Below are 23,549 nucleotides of genomic sequence, written 5' to 3' on the forward strand. Positions count from 1 at the left end.
CCTCTTATCCTTGGCCGATTTCTAAATCTTTATCAAGCATTTTTTTGTTCGCATTTAATACACTTGTATTTGCTTCATACATTTTTTGAGCAACCATTACATTCGTCATCTCAGCTGTCACATCAATGTTCGGATAACGTACATATCCTTCTTCATTTGCATGTGGATGCGTTGGATCATATACTAGATTTTCATTTCGATCTGTTTCAATACTTTTTATTTTCACTCCGTTAGCAGGAGCTCCCTCTAGCATATTCGCAAAATTATTATTTGATTCTAGCACCACACTTCGGCGGTGATACGGCTCTGCGTCTGGTGCTCCCGTCGTATTCGCATTTACGATATTGTTAGAAGTAACTTCCATCCATTTTCTCGCTGTAGTTAGCGCTGAGCCACTTGCATTAATTGCTTGGAACATCGTTGTCTCTCCTTCTACTCTTAACGTCCACGTGCTGCTTGGTTAATTGCGTATTGCGTATTAATCGCATTAATTGAGATACCATATAATTGGTTTGTTTTCATTAAATCCAGCATTTCTGTCGTTACATCCACGCTATTTCCATCTTTATTCGTTTGCATTGATTTCGTTTGAATCTTTGCATATGTATTTTTCATATTTGCTGTCGGTAAGTGCATTTCATTCGTTTGATATAAGTCTGAATTACTCTTTAAATCCGCAACATTTTTTTTGAATAGCGGATTATTCATATTCATTTGTTCAGCAAATGTTACCTCTTGCGCTTTATAGCCCGGTGTATTCGCATTTGCAATATTACTAGAAACAGTATTTCGCTTCGTTACTAAATAATTCATATAATGACTAACATCACTAACTAAGTCCGGCATATTCCACACCCTTCTTTTTTCCATCATACCGCTTACGGCATGATCATCCACTGATGGAAGTTTCACTTCATTATTTATTTCCTCATATGTATTTATTAAAATATTATCTATTGTGTACTCTTTCATATTTTATTCCATTTTCCTATTGCTGTCTTTAGAAAAATAAAAAATATATAAAAGAATATAAAAAACTGTATTCACCTAGTAATCTATATAACATTTCGATATAAGAACAATAAAATAACATTCATTTTTTTATTGTTTAGATCACTGCTATTTTTCCATTACAATCATAAAGTGAAACCTCAATTAGCGGAACGTCTTTATTCAAACAACAGAATGGATCCCCCTTGTAATTAGAGGAACCCGTTTCCATACTTTGCACTTAATATTTACCGTAAAACGAATTAGCTTTCATTCGCCCATCATTTGTCATAATCATTTCTTCCAAAATCTTTTGCTTATCTCGAATATGTTGAGCTGCCTTTATTATTAATAAACTCACTTCCGCTGCGACATCCGCTCGCGTCTTTTCATCCAAAATCATCATCCAGCGATTTAACATAGCACTTTTCTCAGCAAATTCTTCATCTGACACTTTCAATTCACCGATTTCATTAAAACAGCCGACAAACGATTGATAAATATCATTGTTCATTTTCAAGTGCCCCGCGGTAACCATCTATTAAATCTTGTAACACTTTCACAATCGTATCAATATCTTTTGCTTCACGCGTTACTTTCATCGTCTGAATTTGAATGCTAATCCAATCATATAAACCGAATAGACTATCATACAAATCTTTAGTAATCTCAGGATTCAATTGAAGCTTTAGCTCTTCAAAAATACGCTCTAATTTTTCAAGAAGTGCATCTCCTTCCTGTAGTTTAAAAGTATTTAAAAGCTCTTCTAAATTACGAAACTCAACGATACATCTTTCATAAATAAAAATTGTATTTTTAATTGGGTTACTCGTCATAATGTCATTTTGCATATAGCGTTGCCATGCTTGCATACGATCACGTCCTTAACTTTGATTAATCATCACTTTTTTGCTTTGTCATTGCTTTAATTGTTTTTAATTGGCTATCTAGCGCTGCTAGTGTACTTTCTAATTGCTGATATTTCTTCACAATTCCATCCTGTTTTTGTAAATTTTGAGCTTCAATATCTTTAATCTTTTTATCTAAATCATTTACACGCGAATCAATGCCCTTTACTCGCTCACCAACAACACCTTTATCTCCAAAAATTTTCTCGATTCGTTCTTCCATCATTTTTCCTATGCCATTTGAACTAAAGAAAAGCTGTTTTGCACCGTCCGGATTATCCTTTAACGCTTTTGTTAGTTTTTCATCATCCACTTGCAAAGTTCCATCTTGCTTTAATTGAATGCCATATGTGAACAAGTAGCTTCCATCTTTTGAAAACGTCACAACATTGTTCATCATTTGACGAACACTTTGCATAATTGCCTGTCCTTGAAAAGCACCATTTTTCCCATCAAAAATGTCAACTGTACCTACAGCTTTATTGTAATCAACTACCATTTTTTTAATTAAATTAGCTGCATCTATGACGTTTGATTCACTAACTGTAAACTTCAAATCTACGCCTTTTTGATTTGCAGCTTTTGTTTCTCTACCGGTTTCACCACTAGGCTGATTTTCTACTTTCGGTTCAGTTACTTTTAAAAGTTCAACCTTTACACCCGGAAGTGTTTCAATTGTGTTGTTAGCGCTTGTTTCTACGATACCATTGATACTATATTCGGCATCTAGCGCTTCATTGATTGTGTTTAGTTTCAATTCCGGCCCAGTTTCACTATCTGTTCCTTTAATTTCTACCTTTGAATAAAATAATTCTCTAAGTAAGTTAGGTTGTGTCTTGTCTAAATTAATAGCGTTTTCTTTGCCCTCTTTCGTAGAAGACATGAAGATTTTATTACCAAGTGTATATACCGATACACCATAATCGCCATCATTTATTTTATTAATTAAATCTTTATATGTCATATCAGTCGTAACTTTGATCTCTTTGTCATTAATCTTTAATGTTTCATTTCTAGGAAGCTTTGCATTTATATCTTCAATAGTATTAGAAGCTATTTGGTGACGTTGTGCAAGTTGATTAATTGTTATATTAAACGTTCCTGTAATCGCTCCACCATCAGCTTTTATGTTAATATAACCATCTTGTGATGTCGTTACTTTTTTCTCGTTTCCTTTAAAAGCCGCTAAGTTTTTAAAAGTTTGTGTAAAAGAACTAAATTCTGATTTTAAGCTTGTATACAACAATTTATCTTGTGTAAGTTTACTTTGTTCATTTATATATGGCGTTTTCCTCATATCTAATGCATTCATTTCTAATTCTACGAAGTTAGAAGTATCGATCATATTATTACCGAGATTCCAAATCTGTTGTCTACCACCGATACCTGTTAACGTCCCTGCCATATTTCTCACTCCTTATTGTTTTACATGTAATCTAAAATGCTCGTTTTACTCATCGTACTAACTGCTTTCAGCGTTGCTTCATATGTCGCATTAATGTAAGCTAAGTCAGAAATTGCTACTGCTAAATCAACATCTTCAATTTCTTTACGGTTTTCTTGAAGCGCTAAATTTTGTTCATTTAAAATGGTCTTAAACGTATCAACAGTGTTCATCGTTGAACCAACTTCTGTCGTACGGTTGATAACATTGTCTAAGTTTTTCTTATTTTCCCCCAATAACGGCTGCAATGCTGCCTGATTACCATTTTGCATAGCATCCTTCATCTTTACTAACGTTTGAATTACAGGAGTTAATAAATCATCACCTTTACGGAATACCTTAATTTCATAACCATCATTTAGCTTCCACATTACATCGTTTTCGCCACCTTGGTATGTACCCTCGTCTGCAAACGGCGGCTTCTCAGCACCATCACCACCAAAAAGATAACGCCCTTGTTCTTTCGTATTCGCTAAATACACAACTTGTTTTACAAGTTGCTCTAACTCTGATCCAATTGCTTTCAATTCTTTTTCACTATTCGTCCCGTTTAATGCTTGCAAAGTTAATTGATCCACTCTCGTTAAAGATTTCACAATACCTTGTAATGTATTTTCCGTTTGACTTAACACATTTCTAGAATCTGCTATATCCTTTTGCATCTGTTCAATATTTGCTAACGAATGTTGAATCACAAATGATTTACTTGCTGCAAGTGGATCTTCACTCATGAGAAGATTTTTTTTACCGGAAGTTACTTGATTTCGGTGATATTGCTGTTGCACATTCAAATCCATCATCCGATTCTTTGCCCAGTTTGCATTTTGAAACGTCGATACTCTCATCCCTATCTTCTCCTTTATCTATATTTGACTTGGCAAGGGGCAGCAACTGCCACTTTGTACGGTTATTTTCTTTCTTACCATGCAACCATTTCATTTCTCTGATCTTACACAGCTTGATCCACTAAAAGGCCCTGTCCGCTTCTACCCTAGATTGGATCCATAAAAAGCTTTTCAATTCTTCTACATGTTATCTAATAATCGAAAACAGACTGTCAAATACTTCATTCATCGTTGTAATAGCCTTAGAGTTTGCCACGAAGTATTTCTGGAAGGCCATTAAATTAACCATTTCCTCTTCCATATTGACGCCTTCTATACTCATTTTTTCTTGCTGAATACCTTCTAATAACTCTTTATGAATATTTTGATAAACATTCACCGCACTTTTATTAGAAGCTACACCAACTATAAATTGGTCTAACGCTTGTTTATAAGAAAGACCTTCTTTATAATCTCCATCTGTAATTCTTGCCAGTTTATTTGCTGTTTCAGCAGAAATTTTCATTTTTGAAACATCTTTTGCGAATTCAGGATTTAACTGAATATCTTTCGCATGATCTCCAACGAAGAAATCTTTTCCCATCACTGTATTCACTTGATTTTTCACAGAACTCATTAATTCTTCAATATTTTTCTTATAACTAGCAATCTTCGCTTTCGTATCTATTGCCGATTGAATTGCTCCACCTGTTAAAGGAATATCCGATCCATAAATCGCAACAGTCATCGGTTCGTGCCCCCTATTTAATTGAAGTGGATGTGTGTCTTGTCCATTTACTGTTAAAATGCCATCCATTCTAATACTTGTTATATTAGGATTAATAGATTCATAAGACACTTCTATATTGGCATATTTAGACATCTCTGAAATAATGCGATCACGTTCATCAAATAGTTGATTAGGTACTTGTGTCCCTGCTTGTCCAATTTTTTTATTCGCTTCTGCTAAACTAGCACCAAGACGATTAAATTCATTGACATGCGCTTCAATATCTTCTGTCGTCTGTACTTCCGCTGTATCTAAGTTTTTCGCAAGACGATTTACTTGACTTGTGAACTTTCCAGTTTCAGCAACTAATGTATCGTAGTAGTTTGATTGTTCCGGATTTTTCGCAACTTCACGAAATGCATTAAAAAATCCATCCATTAAACTTGATAATGAATTTTCCCCTGTAGTTCCTACCATAGACTCTACTCGAGATAAAGTAGAATTCATATATGCGTAGTAAGATAACTGTGACAACTGATCATTAAATTGCTTCGTTTTCACTTCATCAGCAATTCGATCAACACCTAATGTTTGTACACCATGACCTATTCTCTGTCCTGGCGTATGACCGTTACTAGCTCCTACAGATCCTAAATTCACGGCTTGACGCACATAACCAGGTGTATGAATGTTAGATAAGTTTTGTTTCGTTGTTTGTAATCCCATTTGAGCCGCTAGCATACCAGATAGCGGCGTATTATAATCAGATAACCTCATAATGCTTCACTTCTCCTTTACAATAGTTCATTCATAAAGATTTGCGAATTATTGTTTTTCTCCAAATTGTATTCAGAAACGGAATCTACAATAATCTCTGTAGTTTTTAATAGTACGTTTAAGCGATATTTATTTTTCAAAAGAATCATTTTTACATTTTCATCTAATCTATTGAAACTTTTTTGCAATTCTTCCATTTCCCTAATTTCTCCCGGTGTAAAATACAAAAATAGCGAACGCATACGCAATGGCTCAACTTTCTTTTCTTTACAAAACTGAACAACCATCTCCTCAAAAGAGCAGGATAATCCTTTTACACCTTCTATGTACTGTAATTGTTCCACTTGCAGCTTTTGAACTGCATTTATATTTATATTTTTATGTTTTAAATTCTCATCTATTTGTTCTCCAAGCGTTTGAATATTTTCATATGCTTTTTGAATAATAACAAGCTTTTCATATAATTGTATGTACATATAACTTCCTTCCCCTTTACAAAACTAAATTTACAATTAAACCATGAATTTCTCCAATTTGATTTAACATTTCTAAATGTCCTGTTTTCGTATTAATTAAATTCATAACATCCTCCAATTCATTTAATCCCACTTCGGCTTGTTTTACAATTGTCATTTTCTGCGGATATGCATAACGCGGATGACGAGACATAACGTCTTTATATTGCAGTAAGTTATCAACATAAAAATTTAAAAATGATTTCACAGTATTTTTATATTCCCTAACATTATCAAGCGTTAACTCTAATTCAATTTTCTCTTTAATTTCCCCAATATTATCAACTAACGCTTCCATTTGTTCTAACAATTTATCTTTTTTCGGATCTGCATGCAAATTATCCGAAAATGCAAGTCCTGTCCTAATATTTGCTTCTTTCGGCATTTGAGTAGCAGGCGGTATATGCGATAAAATCGGATTGTGCGAGATAGAACGTAGCATATATATCACCTATTTATTTTTTTATTTCTTTCAAAACTTAATCGTAAAATCCAGTTATTTATAATTATACTCTGAACACTCATATTTTGCAGTTATTTTTTATAGAAGATACGTTACAATTTAGCATGAGGTGGCACAAAACTATGAATATTTTTCTTTGTGGTTCAAATCAATTAACAGCATTAAATCAAGAAGAAATAAAAAAATTTTTAATTGACTATGCTCATAAACATAAAATTTATATATTATATTATAAATATGTTGAAAATGAAGTTCTTCGTTTTTTCATTGAAAACGAAAGACTCGCTCAAAATTTATGCCTTTATACGCTACAACCGTTACATGTATTAACATGCGAATTTCAAGAAGTCGTTGATTATTTAAAAAAACACGGAGCTGAATATATTGCTTTTGATCATCCTTCCGAATCCATTTATCGATCAGATTATATGTTTTTTGTAAAGCAAATCGTCGAAGATACTGATTTAGTTCTCTGTTTTTATAATGGGGATAAACATACGTCTGTCATTCCTATTGACATTGCAAAAGAAGCAGGAATTGACGCCGTTATTTATGATTTACCAGGCTTACATGAAAAGCAGATGAAAAAAATCTTTGAACAAAAAATTCGTATGATGTAAAGGGGGAGGCACAATATCGTTATTGTGCCTATTGTAAATATGAAAACTGCACAAGATTATAATCATTTTATTACGAGTTTTAAACAGCTATTTAATATGGATATCGCTTCCTATAAGCAAGATAGAATGCGCAGAAGAATCGATGCTTTCATTTCAAGAAAAGCTTTTGACAATTATACAAGCTTTTTAAATAGTTTACGCACTGATCAAACATTATTTTTAAGTTTTATTGACTACATTACGATTAATGTTTCAGAGTTTTTCAGAAACAAAGAACGCTGGCAAACGTTAGAAACGAAAGCTTTACCAAAATTACTTGAACAAAATAACGGTAAATTAAAAGTTTGGAGTGCTGCTTGCGCTGCCGGTGAAGAACCGTATACACTTTCTTTAATCTTATCGAAGTATCTAGCTCCGTTTCGTTATGAAATCCAAGCCACTGATCTTGATTATCATGTTTTAGAAACTGCGAAACGTGGTCAATATACAGAACGCTCTTTAAAAGAATTACCTATTGATTTAAAACAACGTCATTTCACAAAAGAAGATGATACATATATATTGCATGAAAATATTAAACAGCAAGTCACATTTAAGCAACACGATTTGTTAATGCAGGCATTTGATACAAACTACGATTTAATCATTTGTCGAAATGTAATGATTTACTTTACAGAAGAAGCAAGAATAAAGCTCTATGAAAAATTTAGTCGTTCTTTACGAAAAGGCGGCGTACTATTCGTTGGTAGCACAGAACAAATTTTAACACCCGAACGCTACAACCTTCAGCGTTTTGATACATTCTTCTATGAAAAAATATAGCAAAAGGTCGTCATAATTGAAATGACGACCTTTTTTATTATAGAATACGAATCAATATGAAACCTATAATCCATACAAAGAGAAATAGAGCTGTAACAGACCATTTAAATTATTAGCCCCACTCTTTATTACTCTTTAAAACTAAAAATAGTACAAATAATCCTGACATGATAGCAAACACATTAGAGACTTGTATTCCCTGTTCACTTTTCCCTTCTTTTTTCTCTTGTCGTTCTTCTATTTTTTCTTTCTTTTTAGAAACGACTTGATTATCATTTTTGCTTTTTGTATCTTTATGAGCCTTCCCAATATTTACTTCCTTATTGTCTGTCAACGGCTCTTTTATAACGTAGTTGATTTCCTCTTTCTCTTTCAACGGCTCTTTTACAAAATAGTTTACTTTCTCGTCTTGCTTTAATATTTGAACAACTTGAAGTTTTTCTTCCGGAAGCGGAGTCTCCATTTTCGAATCTTCCTGCTTCTCAGTTTCTTTCTTATCTTCTAGTTTATTTTGATTCGTATGTTCTTCTATATTTTCATCATCTTTCACTTTTGGTTCGATAATAGAAATGATATATTCACTCTCTATCACAAGCTTGTTACCTGCCGCATCTGTTACTTCCAGGATAAGTTGATGCGGACCAATAGGTAATGCTACTGTTATTTCAATTATTTTCTGCCAATCCATGGCGTGTTTATTATAGTCTAATAAAAAAGTAATATCGTTACTTTCTTCTTTTCCCTTTAATATAACCCGCACTTCTTTAACAACCGATTCTATATCTACCGTCTTTACTCGTATATGAACAGATTCTCCCTTTTTCCGTTCAATAAAATTCTCGTTTGCCTCATCAATAGTAACCTTCTCTAACTTCGGTAATTCTTTATCTATAGTGGGTGTTTCACTATTTATTCGAATGAGCGGAACATTTAATTCATTCTCATCTTCTGTATAGCTTTCAACGAGCTGAAGATTCCAATCACCTTGCAAATCATATATTCCGACTTCGTAATTGGCGACCCATCGTTTCGTTTCTTCTTCATACTCGAAAGATATTACTCTTTCCTGCCTGTACTGCACACCATTTTGTGGTAATTGCAATACACCTTTTACACTTTGAATATTTTTTTCATTTGGCTCTACAGCAATTCGCAATTCTTCGCCAACCTTTAATTCCTGCTTATTAACTGTAATAATTCCTCGGTCTGTTTCTATCTTTCTTTCTTCTCGTTGTTCTTTCTCATTCTCAACTGCTTTTCTTTCATCTTCAACCGGGAGCATTCCCGTTTGTTCTGGCTGTTCCCAATTTTCTATATGTTGCTCTTCTTTCTCATTCACTTTACTTATATTTTGCTCTTGTACAATTACTTCTTCCGCTTGCCCTTGCAATGGGAAGAAGGTACATATATATATAAATAGCAAACTCACTAGAAAAAACTTTACGTTTTTCATCTATTTGTTCAAACTCCTATAGCGATTTCGTCACTTTTACTCCGAAAAACCCACCTGTATTTACAAGCTCTCCATACGCAACCAATACGTCGTTCACATAAATTTGAATTGGTTCATCACTATCTTCATCCAGTACGACCGCTTCGTTTTCTTGTAAACTTAAAATATCTTGAATTGTCCTCACTGTACTTCCAAATACAAATTTAACATTCATTTCTACATTTTGTAGAATAGATGCATCCATATACACTGGCTCTATCTGTTTAACTTCTTGATATTCAATCGGCTGTATGACCGGTGCAGGAATTCCTTCCTCTTCAATAACTCCTTCAACTATTTCTTCTTGCTCTTCCACCATCGGATAAAGAAGTCGTCTAACCATTTCTTTTGCTTCTGCAATTGGTAGTATTTGATACATCTTTGACTGAAGAAGGTTACCAATTTCAATATTAAATGTAATTTGAACAAGCTCGTCCACTTCCATCGCTTCTCCCAAATACTCCATTTCTTCTTTTAACGAAACAAATTTAACATCTGGTGATGTCATATCCATCTTTTCTTTAAATATTTCTGACATTGCTGTTGCAGCATGCCCCATCATTTGGTTCATGATTTCTTTAATACCACTTAACTCTAATTCACTTAGTTCCTTCTCAGGATCAATTTCACCCGTTCCCATCATCATTAAATCTACCATCGTTAAAGCAACGTCTTTCGTAAATACGAATACATTCTCATTCTTTAATCCTTCAACAAAATCGACATTTAATATAACAAAAGGAATTGGTACTCCATCATAATGACGAACATTAATTGCCTCTATATTTGGTGTACTAATAGAAACTGGTTGGTTTAAAAGCGTTGATAGTACTGTTGACGCTGATCCAATCGAAATATTCGCAATTTCCCCAAGTACATCTTTCTCTTCTTGTGTTAACTGCTCTTTCTCAATCTGTTCTTCTACAACCTCAACTTCCATAATTTCCGCTTGCTCTTCTATTCCTTCTTCCATACCACCAGATAATTGTAATAATTTTTTTACCATTTGCTTCGCATGTTCACCTGAAACAATTTGCACAAGTTTAGAATCTACAAGATTATCTATTTTTAATTCAAACGATACTTTAATAATTACGTTACTTCCATCAATACCAGAAATTTTCTCCATCTCTTCCTGAAGTCTCACAACTTTAATTGTAGGTGGAGACATATCCACTGTATCCTGGAAGAACTCCGACATAGATGTAGCTGCGAATCCCATCATTTGATTCATTGCTTCTTGTACTGCACTTAGCTCTAGTTCACCGAGCTCTTTCCCTTCTTCAACTACCCCTGTTTCCATCATCATTAAATTAGCAATAGATAAAGCGACGTCTTGCTTTAAAACAAGAAGATTTTCCATATCTAATCCTTTTGTGAAATGAATATTTAATACAACATGGGGAATTTCAACATCACTTGTATCATATAAATCCACCAATTCTATATGAGGAGTAGTAATACTTACTTGCCTATTTAAGATGCTTGATAATACCGTCGAAGCTGAACCAAATGATATATTTGCAATCTCGCCAAGAATATCGCACTGTTGAGTCGTTAAATGCTCATTTTCTTTCTCTAGTACAATAGTGCTCGTATCCCCTTTTGTGTGTTGCTCAGGCATTTTCCCTGCCTCCTCATGTCTGTTTTTCTTTCATGATATAAACTTTCGATTGCACTCGTTTTTTTACCAAACTTATTAGTCACATTGGAACATGTATTTATTTCCACAACATTTGTAAACGGATGTTGTCACACACTTAATTAACCGTTCTGACTAAAAAGCTCCCCAATTGTATACAAGTGGGGAGCTTCCTTCATTCCTATTATAAACCTTCTGGGTTTAAAATGAGTACCACTCGTCCATCACCGAGAATTGTCGCACCAGAGAAATAGTTAGAACTCTCTGCAAAGAAGTCACCTAATGACTTTAAGACTATTTCTCTTTGTCCGATAATCGTGTTGACAATAAGTCCATAGCTGCGATATGAATTGCGAACAATTAATACTGGAACCATTTGACTATCATATGATGCAAACGCATCACCTTCTGTTTTCTCACCAAATACAGTGCTTAAATGTTTCACTTCAATAATTTGATTGCGATAATTTAAAACATCTTTTCCTTGTAACGATTGAATGTCTTCCTTTTGAATTCGAATCGCTTCAACTATATTACCAAGGGGTAACGCATAACGCGTATCATTTGTTTGAACAAGCATTGATTGAATAATTGACAAAGTTAATGGAAGTTCAATTCTGAATGTACTTCCTTTTCCTTCCTCAGAATCAATAATTAAATGCCCACCTAAACTATGAATTGTATGTTTAACAACATCTAATCCAACACCACGTCCAGAAAGATCCGACACAACTTCCGCTGTACTAAACCCCGGTTGGAAAATAAGATCATACACTTCACGATCCGTTAATTTATTTGCCTCTGTTTCTGTTATAACACCATTTTTAATCACTTTTTCTAATACTTTCTCTTTATAGATACCGTTTCCATCATCAGTAATTTGAATTACGACATGATTCCCACTATGGAACGCTTCTAATTTAATTGTACCTGTTTCGTTTTTTCCAGCATCACGGCGTTTTTCAACTGTCTCAACCCCATGATCAATTGCATTGCGAATTAAATGAACAAGCGGATCACCAATTTCATCGATAACAATTTTATCAACTTCAGTATCTTCACCTGTAATTTGTAAATCTATTTTTTTCCTAAATCTTTCGCTAACATGCGCACCATACGTGGGAAACGGTTGAAAACTGTTTCGATTGGTACCATACGCATATTTAATAGTACATTTTGAATATCTTTTGAAATATCCCCTAATCGATTTAAATGCTCGATTAACTCTTTATTTTGAATTGTTTCTGCTAATTCATCAATTCGTCCTCGCTCAATTACACTTTCTTCAAACATATTCATTAATCTTTCGATTTTTTCTAACTGAACACGAATAGAACGATTCTCTACTTTAGCATTTTTCGTTTTTGTAGTACTTTTCGTTGACGTATTGCTTACTTGTTGAGGTGGTAGCTCTAAAGGTGACTCCAACTGTACAGTTTCACCCTGCTGAATCGTTTCTTCCACGGGTACGACTTCTGGTACTACTATTTCTTGCGCTTTATGTTTCCCTTGTTTCACTTCTACTTTCTCAATTTCAGAAATATGAAGCACTACCTGTTTCAGCTCTTCAACACTACGATCCGTATTCATATATACTGTAAACTCAAATCCAAAAGCGTCTGCTTCAATTTCTTCAATGCTCGGAACCGTTTTTTGTATTTCCCCTAAATTTTGTAACGCTTCCATACACATAATGGCACGTACAGCTTTTAAAATAGCTTGTTTTTCAACTGTTATGTGTACTTCATGCGAAACTGTATCATTGTTGTTTTTACTACCTTGCTCTGCATTTCCGTTCAATAATGCTTCTAATTTAAGTTTCGTTGATATGACATCTATATTACCTATTCCGCCTTGCTGCACATCTGCAACCATCTTTTCCAAATTATCAATGCATTCAAAAATAACATCAATAATATTAACATTGAACATCATATTACCATGACGAATTTCGTCTAAAACACTTTCCATTTTATGCGTTAAATCCGCCATTTCTGTAAATTCCATACTCGCAGACATACCTTTAAATGTATGAGCTGAGCGGAATATTTCTCCTACGACTTCCATATCGGCAGGATTCCGTTCTAAATTTAGCACATTTTCATTTAGCGACTGTAAATGTTCTTCTGCTTCTTCAAAAAATATATTTAATAGATCTGTTTGCATTTTAATCCCCTATCCGTCTAACAAACATTTCATTTATGCATAAAGATTTATCGTTTTAAAACAAGAAAAAAAGGGGCCACATATCTATCTACTATCATTGTTTTGATTCCTTGTGGCACCCCTTCTATATTAGCTGTTTGCTACTTTTGTTAAAGCTTCGATTACACGATCCGCTTGGAATGGCTTTACAATAAAGTCTTTTGCCCCGCCTTTAATTGCATCTAATACCATACCCTGTTGTCCCATCGCGGAACAAATGACAACCTTTGCACTCGAATCAATTTTCATAATTTCTTTTAATGCTTCAAGTCCGTCCATTTCAGGCATCGTAATATCTAGTGTTACAATATCAGGTCGTAGCTCTTTATACTTTTGGATTGCTTCTACCCCATTCTCTGCTTCACCGATAACCTCAAATTCAGAATTACTTTTCAACAAGTTTTTAATCATTGTTCGCATGAACATCGCATCATCTACAACTAAAATTTTATGTGCCATTCTTTTCGGTTCTCTCCTTACTATATATAAAAATATCCTAATATTTCACCTTATCATTATATAAAATAAAACGATAAAATTTAATGTTTTTTTAAAAGAAATTCTGTATTTTTATTATTTTATTACTAAAATAGAAATATATTATTCCTTAATATATTTCAAAGCGGCGGTTCTTCTCCCCATTTTGTGGTGAACCGTTTGGCGCTACTGGTTTTGCGTCTACATATCCTACCGCTGCTAACCTTTTATCATCCACATTATACACTTTTATTCATACACGTATGTATCGAGTTTTAACTTTAATTTGGAAGGAATTTGTCCTCGGTACAGCTCTGAAATTGCTTCTATTACAAACTTCTTCTCTGTATACAAATCTTCAATACCACGATACACTTTTTCAGATAGGGGTATTGCAATCATATTTGCAATACTAGATCCATATAATGTCGTCAACATTGTAACCGCCATCCCTGTACCAATTTGTGAAGTATCTTGTAAGTTTTGAAGCATAATGATAAGACCGATTAACGTTCCTATCACGCCCCATGCTGGAGCGAAATCACCAATCTTATCTAATAATGTTGCACCTTTTCTTAACTCATACACATTTTCATACATCATTTTTTTATTTTAATAATTCATTTTTACATATAATACTCATTATACACTTTCAATCCATTTATAGCAATACACTAATATAATTGACACATTTCATTTCTATACTAGAATTATAATATAGCAATGTGAGGAGGATTCCTATGGAACATAATATTTTACAGGTCATTGCATTAGCAGAAAAACTAAAATACGAAATGCGACATAGTTGGCTTTCAAACGGACGTCAAGAAAGTGTTGCAGAACATACTTGGCGTATGTCCTTAATGGCTATCTTAGTTGAGCCTTATTTGGATCAAAAAGTAAACATAGAAAAATTACTTAAAATGGTCATAATCCACGATCTTGTTGAAGCAGAAGCTGGTGACATCCCCGCCTTTGATACGATGAATAGCCGTAAATTACAATTACAAAAACAAAAAAATGAACAAGAGGCTATTTTAAATATTAAACGTACACTAGAAGGTTCTCTTGGCGAAGAATTATACGATTTATGGATGGAATTCGAAGCGAAAGAAACGTATGAAGCAAAAGTTGCTAACGCGCTTGATAAACTTGAAGTGAAAATTCAGCATAACGAAGCTGATATTGATACTTGGCTACCAATTGAGCATAAAATGACTTTCCAAGTTGGTAAACATACAGATTTTGACTCTTTCTTATCTAAATTACAAAAAATCATTGAACAAGACGGAGAAAAAAAATTACTCGCTGCTGGCATTGACGTTGAAGCATGCAAGCAGTAACCATTTAATTATGAAATAAGACACTCATTTTGAGTGTCTTATTTCATAATTGTTGATATTGCCTGCTTATAAATAAGTTGTTGTTTTCCATCTACTAACATTAATACTGTAAATCTATCTACTCCAACTACTTCCCCTACTATTCTTACTCCGCTCTTTAAGAATATAGTAACTGCACCTTTTTCTTCTTTTATTTGTTTATACAACTCTTCTAGTAAATGTTCCAATAACTGTTCTCTCCTTTATCAGTAAATAATCCTAATATAAAAAATTAAAGATTAATTACTTATATACTTTGTCTTTTATATTCATAAATTCATTAATTAGTATATCTAAATCGCGACTAAATAACAAAACTTTAACATGATCCAATCCATGCATAGCAACAAGTTGAATTAACTCTTTCTTTTTGTGTTCTATTTTATTGTGTAATTGTCCCATCTCCATCTCTATACTAAAACTCCCTTTTCCCATAATATTACCTGTAAAATTATAGTACATTTTTACCAATAAAAAAATAAAAAAATGGTTTTTTTTACAAATTTTATATTCATGAAAAGAAATTTTAATGTAATTGTAAGCTACATCCAACTATTATACGCTTCCATATTGTTTTACCCTTTTCAAAAAGTGCTATGAAAGTACGTGTATGTCATATCTAAATTAGCTCACAGGCTCTTGTCTAATTAAAAGTAAGACTTGCTCCTTTTCCAAATAAAAACATATCTTATAAAGTAATCCATTAGTTATATAGATTAATTTCCTAAAAAGGAGGAAAAAACATGAGCTTTGGTGGTAGTTGCGCTGGTTTCGGCGGTGGATTTGCTTTACTCATCGTGCTATTCATCCTTCTAATCATTATCGGATGTAGCTGCTGGGGTGGCGGAGGCGGATATTAAGATAAAATATCCTTTTCGTTAAACTCTAAATGAATGAAATATGTTAACTAAAAACTATACGAAAACAGCTCAAATATGAGCTGTTTTTTCATACTTTCGTATGAATTTATGTCCATCTTTTTTGTGATTTCAACTAACAAGAAATCGTTTACTATGGAATAAGAAACATTTTTACTAAGGAGGATTACAATGATTACAGTCTTTTACAAAGTAGACTTATATGTTGAACTACTTATAGAAGAGAAAATGTATTTAAATGAATGGAAAAAACATATACAAACATCACCAATAGATCAGGATTAATTTTTTATGCCTACACAATCCATGTCGTATTCCATACTGCTTAAAACAAATAAAAACTTTAAAAAATTATTTTATGGTCAAACATTAAGTGTACTTGGGGATTGGTTTCATACTGTCGCTTTATTAACACTCGTCTATAGCATAACGGAATCTTCATTTATGTTAGCACTCACCTTTATGAGCAAAGGGTTACCTCAACTTCTTCTGAGCCCATTCATAGGCGGAGTTGTAGACCATTTTTCAAAAAAGAAAATTATGATTTTTACCGATATTTTACGAGGAATTATCGTCCTCACTTATTTATTAGCAGTCTACAAAATTGAAATTATTTTCGTTTCTAATATATGCTTATCAGTACTCTCTTGCTTATTCGAGCCCGCTAAGCAATCAACTATAAAAAATATCGTACATCAAAAGCATTTAGTAACCGCTAACTCTCTTTCTAGTACAATCAATGGTTTTATGTCTATTATGGGAGCTTCTTTAGGTGGGATGATTGCACAATCTTTAAGTATCGAGATTGCCTTTTTTATTAATAGCCTATCATACTTTATTTCAGCCTATATTATTTATAAAATGAGTATTCCTGCTCATGATACTTTTACCACAAAAAAAGCATTTTTTACTGATATAAAAGATGGTTATACATACATATTACAAAGCAAAATTATTTTAACATTAATTCTTGTCGGCATTTCATGGGGCATTATTGGAGGTGCCTATCAGTTACTTCTAACAATCTATGCCGAAAGAATCTTCCACACTAACATTGGAATTTTATATACGGTTCAAGGGGCTGGACTTATGATTGGCAGTCTCCTCGTTAATCTTTATATGTCTAAAAATAAAGACAAAATGAAAAGAGCATTTTGTTGGGCCTATTTACTACAAGGAATTTTCTTTCTCGGATTCATTCTGCCCCGCATTAACGGGCAGTAAGACCCCCACCTCAAAATTAAACGAAAGCAAAGAAGTTAGGTGGGGAATCAACTGCCCGTAAAAGCCCGATTGGTTCAACTAATAATCAGTGTGGGATGCCCCTACTGATTAAAGTTTCACTTTATCCAATCAACTTATTATCGGTATCATTACATTACTCTGTATGCGTATAGCAGGAGGAATCATCGTTCCACTTGATACGACATTACTTCAAACTTACACGCACGAAAATATGATGGGTAAAGTTTTTTCATTTCATTATTCCATCTATGGATCGCTTATTCAGTTATCTATGTTTTTTACGGGATGGCTTTTAGAGATTCTTTCTCCGCAAGTTATTGGTAGCTTGTTGGCTATATGCTGTATTTTTGTTAGTTTTATATGGCTTTTCTTGTTTTATCGCGGGGAGCTAAGTGAAGAATCTACTATCACTTAATGGCATGCATATGTACATGCCATTTTTATTTGTGTCGAAATACAGAGAAAAAAGGAGATTTATTTTCCTTACGTTCTAATTTTTTAGAATGTACAATAAATTCAGATTATAAGAAAGGAGATGCCATAATGTTTGATGATAGACTTACTATTTCAGCTGAGCAGCAGAAGCTCATTTCCAATGCAACTCGTATTCAAATTCTTCACCTTTTAAAAGACGAAGCACTCACTGCAAAACAAGTAGCTACTAAACTAAATAAAACTGCTGGCAGCGTACATTATCACGTTCAAATTTTATATGATGGAGGGTTACTTGAATTAGTAGACACGAAGGAAAAACGCGGAATTATTGAAAAATATTATAAAGCAAAAGCGGCTCATTTCTATATTGAAGAAAGTGGCACAGAAGGAACGAATACAGGTAGCCATATTGTATCTCATCTATTTTTAACTCCGGAAGAATTACAACAGCTTACTTGGGAGATTACACAAGTTTTATTACGTTGGGAAAACAAAACCGCTCGTCAATCAAACTCTGAAGAGGAATACGCTATTTCCTGCAGGATTAAAAAACAATGAAAGAAAGGGCCATTTGTTTATGAAAAATAAATTATTATTATTGTCGGGAACAGGAATTTCTCGTTTAGGTGATTTTATGTATCTCATCGCTCTAAACTTAATGGTGTTAAATAGTACAAACTCCCCTGCTGCTGTAGCAGGATTATGGATTGTTGGCCCAATTGCCACCGTTGTTACAAAAATATGGTCTGGTAGCATAGTAGATCGATTAAACAAACGGTCCATTATGCTCATCACAGATATCATTCGTGCAGCTCTCATTGGCTGTATTCCACTATTTGATTCTATTTGGGCCATTTATATTTTTATCTTTTTAACTCGCATTGCTACATCATTTTTCGATCCAGCTTCATTTACTTATAAAACAATGCTCATACGAGCTGAAGAACGCGCTCAATTCAACGCTTGGAATAACTTTTGTACGAGCGGGGCTTTTATTATCGGTCCAGCTCTTGCTGGAATACTTCTCACCACGTACTCAGCATCCTTTGTTATTTACTGCAACTCGCTTTCATTTCTACTTTCTACCATTCTCATTTACTTCTTGCCTAACATTACATTACAAACAAAGCAAAACGAAGAGGTTGCAAATACTTTCGTACAAACATTACGAAGTGATTTGAAACAAGTCTTTTCATTCGCTCGAACGGAAACTTACATAATTCTCATATTCGTTTTATTTCAAGCGACTATGCTTGTTTCTATGGCACTCGATTCACAAGAAGTTGTATTCACAAATCAAGTACTGCTTTTGTCCGACATGGAATATAGCATGCTTGTTAGTATAACTGGTGCCGCTTACGTTTCCGGTTCATTTCTTGTCTCTCTCCTTGCCAAACGATTACCAATTCAACATTGTATCGGATTCGGTATGATATTCACAGCAATAGGTTATGTAATTTTCGCCTTTTCAAATTCATTTATAGTCGCGGCAGCTGGTTTCATTTTACTTGGCATTTCTTCATCATTTGCAGGTACTGGCTTTATCACATTTTATCAAAATAACATTCCTGTACATATGATAGGACGTATCGATAGCGTGTTTGATTCCATAAAAAATTTCATCCAAATCTTTTTCGTTTTAGCAATTGGGGCATCCGCACAATTTCTTTCCGTTCAAATTACTGTAATAAGTAGCTCATTACTCATTCTTTTCCTTTCCTGTTTATTAGCAATCCGGGTAATGACTCCTTCACGAGAAAAATATTTTAGAGCTACAGGATCATCATTAGAATATTAACTGCAACATAAAAAGCGGCTTTTTTGCCGCTTTTTTCTCGTATTAAGAACAGGCAGTAAAGGTCCGATTGATGTCGATTAATAATCAGTGGGGATGAATCCCCCACTGATTAAAGTTTCACTTCATGTTAAAATATGTATTAGATTCGATTATGTAGGAGGGCTTTTTTGAATACTATATTCATTTTCATATGTATTATATTAGTGGCTTCTATTTTACAAGCCAGTACAGGTTTTGGCTTTTCTATAATGGCAACACCTTTCTTACTCATGTTATTTCTACCGCAAGAAGCTATACAAATAAACATTATTTTATCATTAATTATTTCCATATCACTCATTTGGAAAATAAGAATGGACGTTGATTTTATTTTACTGAAACGGTTTATTTTTGGAAGTATAGCCGGTGTACCTTTTGGAATTTTAATCTTCATTTCCGTTAACATAAACACTTTTAAATTAACAATTAGCACCCTACTCTTACTATTAACATTGTTGCTAATATGCAATGTTAAAGTTAGATCAACACCGTTTAGAGATTTCATAGTTGGTGGATTATCTGGACTTTTAACGACGAGTATCGGTATGCCCGGACCTCCTTTGTTACTTTACTTTACAGGAACTGATACTGAAAAAGAGAAGTTGAGAGCAACTACATTAGCTTTTTATCTGTTTATATATTTCATTAGTCTACTAACTCAAATACTCTTTACTGGAACGGACATAACAATTTGGAAATCAAGTTTTTATGCAATTCCAATTGTATTTTTAGGTTTGTTTATAGGTCAAATTATTTTCAAATGGCTTAATCAACAAGTTTTCAAAATATTCACATACATCCTTTTGAGCTGTACAGGTATTTATCTTCTTATTGACAGTTTGCATTTGTTATAGATGGTGCTGTAGTTTGTGCAATAATACATAGATTCAACGGAATTATTGTTGTATTTTAAAGCTACAAAATCATTAATACAAACTAACTAAACGATAAAAAGCGGCTATTATGCCGCTTTTATCGTTTTATGTTAAATATGGTAAAGCTATGAGCCCACCCATCACTATTACAAATACACTGAAAAAAATCATCCAACCTTTTTCTAAATCTGTATATTTCCCTACTTTTACTCCACGTTTTTTTAACTCTATCATAATCATTGCAATTTCATGTTCATACTCGATACTTCCAAATTGTATATAATTGTTATTATATTTAATCTCAAAGACATTTTTCATTTTTTTATGTTGCGAAATGGATTGTATATCCTCTATTGGCATACTATGTTCATTTGTTTTTTTAAAATAACAATCTAATCCTTTCATGATCACTCTCTTATTTGTCAACACGATATAATAATAAAAAGTAGCTCCTACGTATAATATATTGGGTATAATTTTACTATTTACCATACATCCTTCGTCTGCTAGCAGTTCCTTCTCAATTTCTTCACCAGTTTGTAATTCGTTGCGAATGGATTCTTCTAACATTTGTAAAGTTAATTTTTTTAGTAACTCTCCATTTCTCACATAATATTTATCTATATTTATAGAATCATTCGCCTCTTTTTCTAAACATGTAATTTCTTCCTCTGAATATTGGAGCTCATTTAACATCGATAACAATCTTTTATCCATATTACATACTCCCTTTCCACAGTTTTTGAAGTTTTTTCTTCCCACGAGAAATTCGATTGTATATATAATCCGCCGTTACTTTTAATTCTTTTGCAATATCGTCAATGGAATATCCATCAATATACCTCTTTAAGAAGATATACCGATCTTTATTATTTAAATCTTGGACTATTTCCATAATCTCTTCTTCTTGTTCTATTTCATACCTATCATGGATACCTGTATCTATTTCTACGTCTTTATCGATTTTATTCTCTTTATATACTTTCTTTTTATATTCCAACGCTTTTAATTTAGTAATACCAATCATCCAAGATTTTAAGTTTCCTTTTTCTATATCAAATTGGTCAATATGAAACCAAATGACAGTAAATACATCGTTATAACAATCGTCCACATATTGTTTTTCAATAGGAGTACTTAATGATTTATGAATAATGTACAAAATTAATTTTCCATATTGATCAATCACTTCTTTCAAAGCATCTTGATCACGTTTTTTCATAGCTATAATTAAATCCTCTTCAGAATTGAAAATCATAAGCATCTTCCTTCCTCAGTTCCCCTTTAGCAGCTGCTTTTACTTACTATTGGCATTTCATTCTCATTTTCTATCACTTTTGTAAAAATTTATTAATTTTTATTCCTATGTACAGGATAACAAACAAAATACCTAAGTTCAGAAAGAATCGACAGCTTTCTAAACTTAGGTATTAATATAAAGCTATTCACTTAAACTAAAGTTTCATCGCAAAGTCCCGTTATATTTTTAAAGTATTGTAAGTTCTCATTCACTTCAAATTCATTAAATAAATGAAGCTGCCTCACTATTTCAACTGCAAATTCAACATATGCAGACCCTACCGCTGTAATAACCTTACCATCCACAGTTACATCTTTCTTTTGTTTATATTTCCATTCATGTAGATCTGCTAAGTGTTCTTCATCTGGAGTTAATGATGTTGAGAATTTCTTCTTATTAAGTACGCCTGCTGCATGTAGTAAAGATGTCCCTGCACAAATACCCGCTATCCATTTATTTCGCTTATGTAATTTGTTCACGATAGATAACAACTTTTCATTTTCTAAATGATCAAAAATATGTCCTCCTGGTACAATAAACACTTCGTAATCCACTACTTCAATATTCTCTATAGAGACATGTGGTTGACACAAAAATCCTCCTTCTCCTGTAACTGTTTTTCCGTCTACAGTTGCTGTTATTATTTCGAACTCCTTACTTGTCAAAAATAAACTCGCTATATTCACTTCAAATTCTGCAAATCCATCAAATAAAAAGATTAAAGCTTTTTTCATATTATCGCCTCCCTCTATACCAATTCGAAAACAATCACATTTCTCCTCCAAAAAAGACAAACCCGCATCACAGGTTTGCCTTTTTACTCATTTCTTATTTAATCCTTCTTCATTTAAAAACTCTTTCATATGCATTCTTTTCTCTTTGGACATAAATGAACTCATTGATTCAGTCCATGTTACGTTTTTTTGATTTAACGATCTTTCTTTGTAATACGCACTCATCGTTTCATCGTATTCGTTTAATAATTCATCATATTTCGTTTCATCATATCCATTTTCATGAAGAATGGCCGCTACCGGTAAACGTGGTTTAACTCCATGTTTTTCATCTGGCACACCGACTGTCATTCCAAACACAGGATATACTTTATCCGGTAAATGAAGCAATTCACTCACTTCTCTCGGGTTATTACGAATTCCACCAATATAACAAATGCCGTATCCTAAAGATTCAGCTGCAAGTGCTAAGTTTTGTGCAAATAGTGAAGCATCTACTGTTGCTACGATAAAGTCCTCTACTCCCTCATGTTTAATTTCTGTTCCATGTTTCTCACATGCAGTTTCTAAACGTTTTAAATCCGCACAGCATACAAAGAATGCTGCGCAGTCTTTCACGTGACGATTCCCGGATAATTCAGCTAGTTTAGCCTTTAGTCCCTGATCTGTTACATATATAAGAGAATACGCCTGTACAAAATGTGAGGAAGCCGCATGTTGTGCAGCTTGCACCATTCTTTCTACTACCTCTTTTGAAATTGGTTCTTCTTTATATTTACGAACTGAAACGTGTTGCTCCATCTTATGTATCATCTCATTCATGAAAGTCACTCCTTTTTTCTCTTCATAATGAAAAATTAACATATCTTTTTCATTATTCACAACTTATAAGCACAAAAAGAGCAATTCTTTTTGAATTACTCTTTTTTATAAGTATCTTTCATTACGGTAAAT

25 protein-coding genes and 4 pseudogenes are annotated in these 23,549 nt (G+C 33.3%); 8 read left to right on the forward strand and 21 right to left on the reverse strand.

All coding sequences use genetic code 11. The features are described from left to right. Positions 1-4: 4 nt before the first annotated feature. From flgC to JDS80_RS05030, 9 genes are all read right to left on the reverse strand, one after another. Positions 5-418: a flagellar basal body rod protein FlgC gene (flgC, locus tag JDS80_RS04990; RefSeq protein WP_199637324.1), complete on the reverse strand. Its 414-nt coding sequence runs from the start codon at positions 416-418 to the stop codon at positions 5-7. A 20-nt stretch (positions 419-438) separates the two neighbouring features. Further along, on the reverse strand, positions 439-972 hold the full coding sequence (gene flgB / locus JDS80_RS04995; RefSeq protein WP_346011345.1) for a flagellar basal body rod protein FlgB: 534 nt from the start codon (positions 970-972) through the stop codon (positions 439-441). Positions 973-1,231: 259 nt separating this feature from the next. After that, positions 1,232-1,504 carry a flagellar biosynthesis protein FlgG gene (locus JDS80_RS05000; RefSeq protein WP_199637326.1) on the reverse strand — a complete coding sequence of 91 codons (273 nt, stop codon included), beginning with the start codon at positions 1,502-1,504 and terminating at the stop codon, positions 1,232-1,234. Beyond that, positions 1,494-1,862 (reverse strand): flagellar export chaperone FliS, encoded by a 369-nt coding sequence (locus JDS80_RS05005; protein WP_199637327.1) that lies wholly within the window; start codon positions 1,860-1,862, stop codon positions 1,494-1,496. The genes JDS80_RS05000 and JDS80_RS05005 overlap by 11 nt, the downstream gene beginning before the upstream one ends. A gap of 22 nt (positions 1,863-1,884) precedes the next feature. Continuing rightward, complete coding sequence (locus tag JDS80_RS05010) at positions 1,885-3,303, reverse strand: flagellar hook-associated protein 2 (protein WP_199637329.1); 1,419 nt, start codon at positions 3,301-3,303, stop codon at positions 1,885-1,887. A 20-nt stretch (positions 3,304-3,323) separates the two neighbouring features. Next, positions 3,324-4,187, reverse strand: a complete 864-nt coding sequence (locus tag JDS80_RS05015; protein ID WP_199637331.1) for a flagellar hook-associated protein 3 — start codon at positions 4,185-4,187, stop codon at positions 3,324-3,326. Positions 4,188-4,374: 187 nt separating this feature from the next. Beyond that, a complete protein-coding gene (gene flgK, locus JDS80_RS05020; protein WP_199637333.1) occupies positions 4,375-5,673 on the reverse strand; it encodes a flagellar hook-associated protein FlgK in 1,299 nt (432 codons plus the stop codon). Positions 5,674-5,690: 17 nt separating this feature from the next. Beyond that, on the reverse strand, positions 5,691-6,149 hold the full coding sequence (locus JDS80_RS05025; protein ID WP_199637335.1) for a hypothetical protein: 459 nt from the start codon (positions 6,147-6,149) through the stop codon (positions 5,691-5,693). Between the two features lie 16 nt (positions 6,150-6,165). After that, positions 6,166-6,630: a YaaR family protein gene (locus tag JDS80_RS05030; RefSeq protein ID WP_199637337.1), complete on the reverse strand. Its 465-nt coding sequence runs from the start codon at positions 6,628-6,630 to the stop codon at positions 6,166-6,168. Positions 6,631-6,773: 143 nt separating this feature from the next. Here JDS80_RS05030 and JDS80_RS05035 point away from each other — a divergent pair, with 143 nt between their 5' ends. Then, a complete protein-coding gene (locus tag JDS80_RS05035) occupies positions 6,774-7,271 on the forward strand; it encodes a flagellar motor switch protein FliG (protein WP_199637339.1) in 498 nt (165 codons plus the stop codon). A 39-nt stretch (positions 7,272-7,310) separates the two neighbouring features. Continuing rightward, positions 7,311-8,093, forward strand: a complete 783-nt coding sequence (locus tag JDS80_RS05040; protein ID WP_199637498.1) for a CheR family methyltransferase — start codon at positions 7,311-7,313, stop codon at positions 8,091-8,093. A gap of 112 nt (positions 8,094-8,205) precedes the next feature. Here JDS80_RS05040 and JDS80_RS05045 read toward each other — a convergent pair whose 3' ends face one another. The 6 genes and pseudogenes from JDS80_RS05045 to JDS80_RS05070 form a co-directional block, all read right to left on the reverse strand. Further along, positions 8,206-9,546: a transglycosylase gene (locus JDS80_RS05045; RefSeq protein ID WP_199637341.1), complete on the reverse strand. Its 1,341-nt coding sequence runs from the start codon at positions 9,544-9,546 to the stop codon at positions 8,206-8,208. Positions 9,547-9,562: 16 nt separating this feature from the next. Continuing rightward, on the reverse strand, positions 9,563-11,209 hold the full coding sequence (locus tag JDS80_RS05050; protein WP_199637343.1) for a flagellar motor switch protein: 1,647 nt from the start codon (positions 11,207-11,209) through the stop codon (positions 9,563-9,565). A 202-nt stretch (positions 11,210-11,411) separates the two neighbouring features. Next, a pseudogene (locus JDS80_RS05055) lies at positions 11,412-13,393 on the reverse strand (chemotaxis protein CheW). Positions 13,394-13,522: 129 nt separating this feature from the next. After that, positions 13,523-13,891: a response regulator gene (locus JDS80_RS05060; RefSeq protein ID WP_071770096.1), complete on the reverse strand. Its 369-nt coding sequence runs from the start codon at positions 13,889-13,891 to the stop codon at positions 13,523-13,525. Between the two features lie 148 nt (positions 13,892-14,039). Further along, positions 14,040-14,162, reverse strand: a pseudogene (locus JDS80_RS05065) (OmpA family protein); the annotation flags it as partial. Continuing rightward, positions 14,159-14,497, reverse strand: a pseudogene (locus JDS80_RS05070) (MotA/TolQ/ExbB proton channel family protein); the annotation flags it as partial. The pseudogenes JDS80_RS05065 and JDS80_RS05070, both read right to left, overlap by 4 nt. 152 nt (positions 14,498-14,649) lie before the next feature. Between JDS80_RS05070 and JDS80_RS05075 the strand changes: the two are divergent. After that, complete coding sequence (locus JDS80_RS05075; protein WP_199637345.1) at positions 14,650-15,252, forward strand: HD domain-containing protein; 603 nt, start codon at positions 14,650-14,652, stop codon at positions 15,250-15,252. A 38-nt stretch (positions 15,253-15,290) separates the two neighbouring features. Here the strand turns inward: JDS80_RS05075 and hfq are convergent, their stop codons facing one another. Both hfq and JDS80_RS05085 read right to left on the reverse strand, forming a co-directional pair. Further along, positions 15,291-15,479: an RNA chaperone Hfq gene (gene hfq, locus JDS80_RS05080; RefSeq protein ID WP_199637347.1), complete on the reverse strand. Its 189-nt coding sequence runs from the start codon at positions 15,477-15,479 to the stop codon at positions 15,291-15,293. A 55-nt stretch (positions 15,480-15,534) separates the two neighbouring features. Further along, complete coding sequence (locus JDS80_RS05085) at positions 15,535-15,753, reverse strand: aspartyl-phosphate phosphatase Spo0E family protein (protein WP_199637500.1); 219 nt, start codon at positions 15,751-15,753, stop codon at positions 15,535-15,537. A 281-nt stretch (positions 15,754-16,034) separates the two neighbouring features. On the opposite strand from JDS80_RS05085, the gene JDS80_RS05090 reads away from it, so the two are divergent. From JDS80_RS05090 to JDS80_RS05115, 5 genes and pseudogenes are all read left to right on the forward strand, one after another. Further along, positions 16,035-16,151, forward strand: coding sequence for a YjcZ family sporulation protein (locus JDS80_RS05090; RefSeq protein WP_002149182.1), 117 nt, complete (start codon positions 16,035-16,037; stop codon positions 16,149-16,151). Positions 16,152-16,460: 309 nt separating this feature from the next. Next, positions 16,461-17,829: pseudogene (locus JDS80_RS05095) on the forward strand (MFS transporter). Positions 17,830-17,957: 128 nt separating this feature from the next. Beyond that, positions 17,958-18,407, forward strand: coding sequence for an ArsR/SmtB family transcription factor (locus JDS80_RS05105; RefSeq protein ID WP_071770099.1), 450 nt, complete (start codon positions 17,958-17,960; stop codon positions 18,405-18,407). Positions 18,408-18,426: 19 nt separating this feature from the next. After that, complete coding sequence (locus tag JDS80_RS05110; RefSeq protein ID WP_199637348.1) at positions 18,427-19,647, forward strand: MFS transporter; 1,221 nt, start codon at positions 18,427-18,429, stop codon at positions 19,645-19,647. A gap of 167 nt (positions 19,648-19,814) precedes the next feature. Further along, complete coding sequence (locus JDS80_RS05115) at positions 19,815-20,540, forward strand: sulfite exporter TauE/SafE family protein (protein ID WP_199637350.1); 726 nt, start codon at positions 19,815-19,817, stop codon at positions 20,538-20,540. Positions 20,541-20,666: 126 nt separating this feature from the next. Here JDS80_RS05115 and JDS80_RS05120 read toward each other — a convergent pair whose 3' ends face one another. The 4 genes from JDS80_RS05120 to nfsA all read right to left on the reverse strand — a co-directional run bounded on the left by JDS80_RS05120 (position 20,667) and on the right by nfsA (position 23,417). Continuing rightward, positions 20,667-21,278 (reverse strand): PH domain-containing protein, encoded by a 612-nt coding sequence (locus JDS80_RS05120; protein WP_199637352.1) that lies wholly within the window; start codon positions 21,276-21,278, stop codon positions 20,667-20,669. Position 21,279: 1 nt separating this feature from the next. Then, positions 21,280-21,825 carry a sigma-70 family RNA polymerase sigma factor gene (locus JDS80_RS05125; protein ID WP_199637354.1) on the reverse strand — a complete coding sequence of 182 codons (546 nt, stop codon included), beginning with the start codon at positions 21,823-21,825 and terminating at the stop codon, positions 21,280-21,282. Between the two features lie 185 nt (positions 21,826-22,010). After that, complete coding sequence (locus JDS80_RS05130; protein WP_097831664.1) at positions 22,011-22,595, reverse strand: DJ-1/PfpI family protein; 585 nt, start codon at positions 22,593-22,595, stop codon at positions 22,011-22,013. 87 nt (positions 22,596-22,682) lie between these two features. After that, positions 22,683-23,417, reverse strand: a complete 735-nt coding sequence (gene nfsA / locus JDS80_RS05135) for an oxygen-insensitive NADPH nitroreductase (RefSeq protein ID WP_199637356.1) — start codon at positions 23,415-23,417, stop codon at positions 22,683-22,685. Positions 23,418-23,549: the final 132 nt, after the last annotated feature.

It is taken from the genome of Bacillus cereus group sp. N8, assembly GCF_016483685.1.
GTDB classification, from domain to species: domain Bacteria; phylum Bacillota; class Bacilli; order Bacillales; family Bacillaceae_G; genus Bacillus_A; species Bacillus_A proteolyticus.

Excerpts from the sequence above, each read along its gene's own strand:
- JDS80_RS05030 (WP_199637337.1), bottom strand. The coding sequence starts at position 6,630 with ATGCTACGTTCTATCTCGCACAATCCGATTTTATCGCATATACCGCCT.
- JDS80_RS05000 (WP_199637326.1), bottom strand. The coding sequence starts at position 1,504 with ATGAACAATGATATTTATCAATCGTTTGTCGGCTGTTTTAATGAAATC.
- nfsA (WP_199637356.1), bottom strand. The coding sequence starts at position 23,417 with ATGAATGAGATGATACATAAGATGGAGCAACACGTTTCAGTTCGTAAA.
- JDS80_RS05005 (WP_199637327.1), bottom strand. The coding sequence starts at position 1,862 with ATGCAAGCATGGCAACGCTATATGCAAAATGACATTATGACGAGTAAC.
- JDS80_RS05045 (WP_199637341.1), bottom strand. The coding sequence starts at position 9,546 with ATGAAAAACGTAAAGTTTTTTCTAGTGAGTTTGCTATTTATATATATA.
- JDS80_RS05075 (WP_199637345.1), top strand. The coding sequence starts at position 14,650 with ATGGAACATAATATTTTACAGGTCATTGCATTAGCAGAAAAACTAAAA.
- JDS80_RS05090 (WP_002149182.1), top strand. The coding sequence starts at position 16,035 with ATGAGCTTTGGTGGTAGTTGCGCTGGTTTCGGCGGTGGATTTGCTTTA.
- flgK (WP_199637333.1), bottom strand. The coding sequence starts at position 5,673 with ATGAGGTTATCTGATTATAATACGCCGCTATCTGGTATGCTAGCGGCT.
- flgB (WP_346011345.1), bottom strand. The coding sequence starts at position 972 with ATGAAAGAGTACACAATAGATAATATTTTAATAAATACATATGAGGAA.
- JDS80_RS05015 (WP_199637331.1), bottom strand. The coding sequence starts at position 4,187 with ATGAGAGTATCGACGTTTCAAAATGCAAACTGGGCAAAGAATCGGATG.
- JDS80_RS05120 (WP_199637352.1), bottom strand. The coding sequence starts at position 21,278 with ATGGATAAAAGATTGTTATCGATGTTAAATGAGCTCCAATATTCAGAG.
- JDS80_RS05110 (WP_199637348.1), top strand. The coding sequence starts at position 18,427 with ATGAAAAATAAATTATTATTATTGTCGGGAACAGGAATTTCTCGTTTA.
- JDS80_RS05125 (WP_199637354.1), bottom strand. The coding sequence starts at position 21,825 with ATGCTTATGATTTTCAATTCTGAAGAGGATTTAATTATAGCTATGAAA.
- JDS80_RS05130 (WP_097831664.1), bottom strand. The coding sequence starts at position 22,595 with ATGAAAAAAGCTTTAATCTTTTTATTTGATGGATTTGCAGAATTTGAA.
- JDS80_RS05050 (WP_199637343.1), bottom strand. The coding sequence starts at position 11,209 with ATGCCTGAGCAACACACAAAAGGGGATACGAGCACTATTGTACTAGAG.
- JDS80_RS05085 (WP_199637500.1), bottom strand. The coding sequence starts at position 15,753 with ATGTACTATAATTTTACAGGTAATATTATGGGAAAAGGGAGTTTTAGT.
- flgC (WP_199637324.1), bottom strand. The coding sequence starts at position 418 with ATGTTCCAAGCAATTAATGCAAGTGGCTCAGCGCTAACTACAGCGAGA.
- JDS80_RS05060 (WP_071770096.1), bottom strand. The coding sequence starts at position 13,891 with ATGGCACATAAAATTTTAGTTGTAGATGATGCGATGTTCATGCGAACA.
- JDS80_RS05105 (WP_071770099.1), top strand. The coding sequence starts at position 17,958 with ATGTTTGATGATAGACTTACTATTTCAGCTGAGCAGCAGAAGCTCATT.
- JDS80_RS05010 (WP_199637329.1), bottom strand. The coding sequence starts at position 3,303 with ATGGCAGGGACGTTAACAGGTATCGGTGGTAGACAACAGATTTGGAAT.
- JDS80_RS05035 (WP_199637339.1), top strand. The coding sequence starts at position 6,774 with ATGAATATTTTTCTTTGTGGTTCAAATCAATTAACAGCATTAAATCAA.
- JDS80_RS05040 (WP_199637498.1), top strand. The coding sequence starts at position 7,311 with ATGAAAACTGCACAAGATTATAATCATTTTATTACGAGTTTTAAACAG.
- JDS80_RS05025 (WP_199637335.1), bottom strand. The coding sequence starts at position 6,149 with ATGTACATACAATTATATGAAAAGCTTGTTATTATTCAAAAAGCATAT.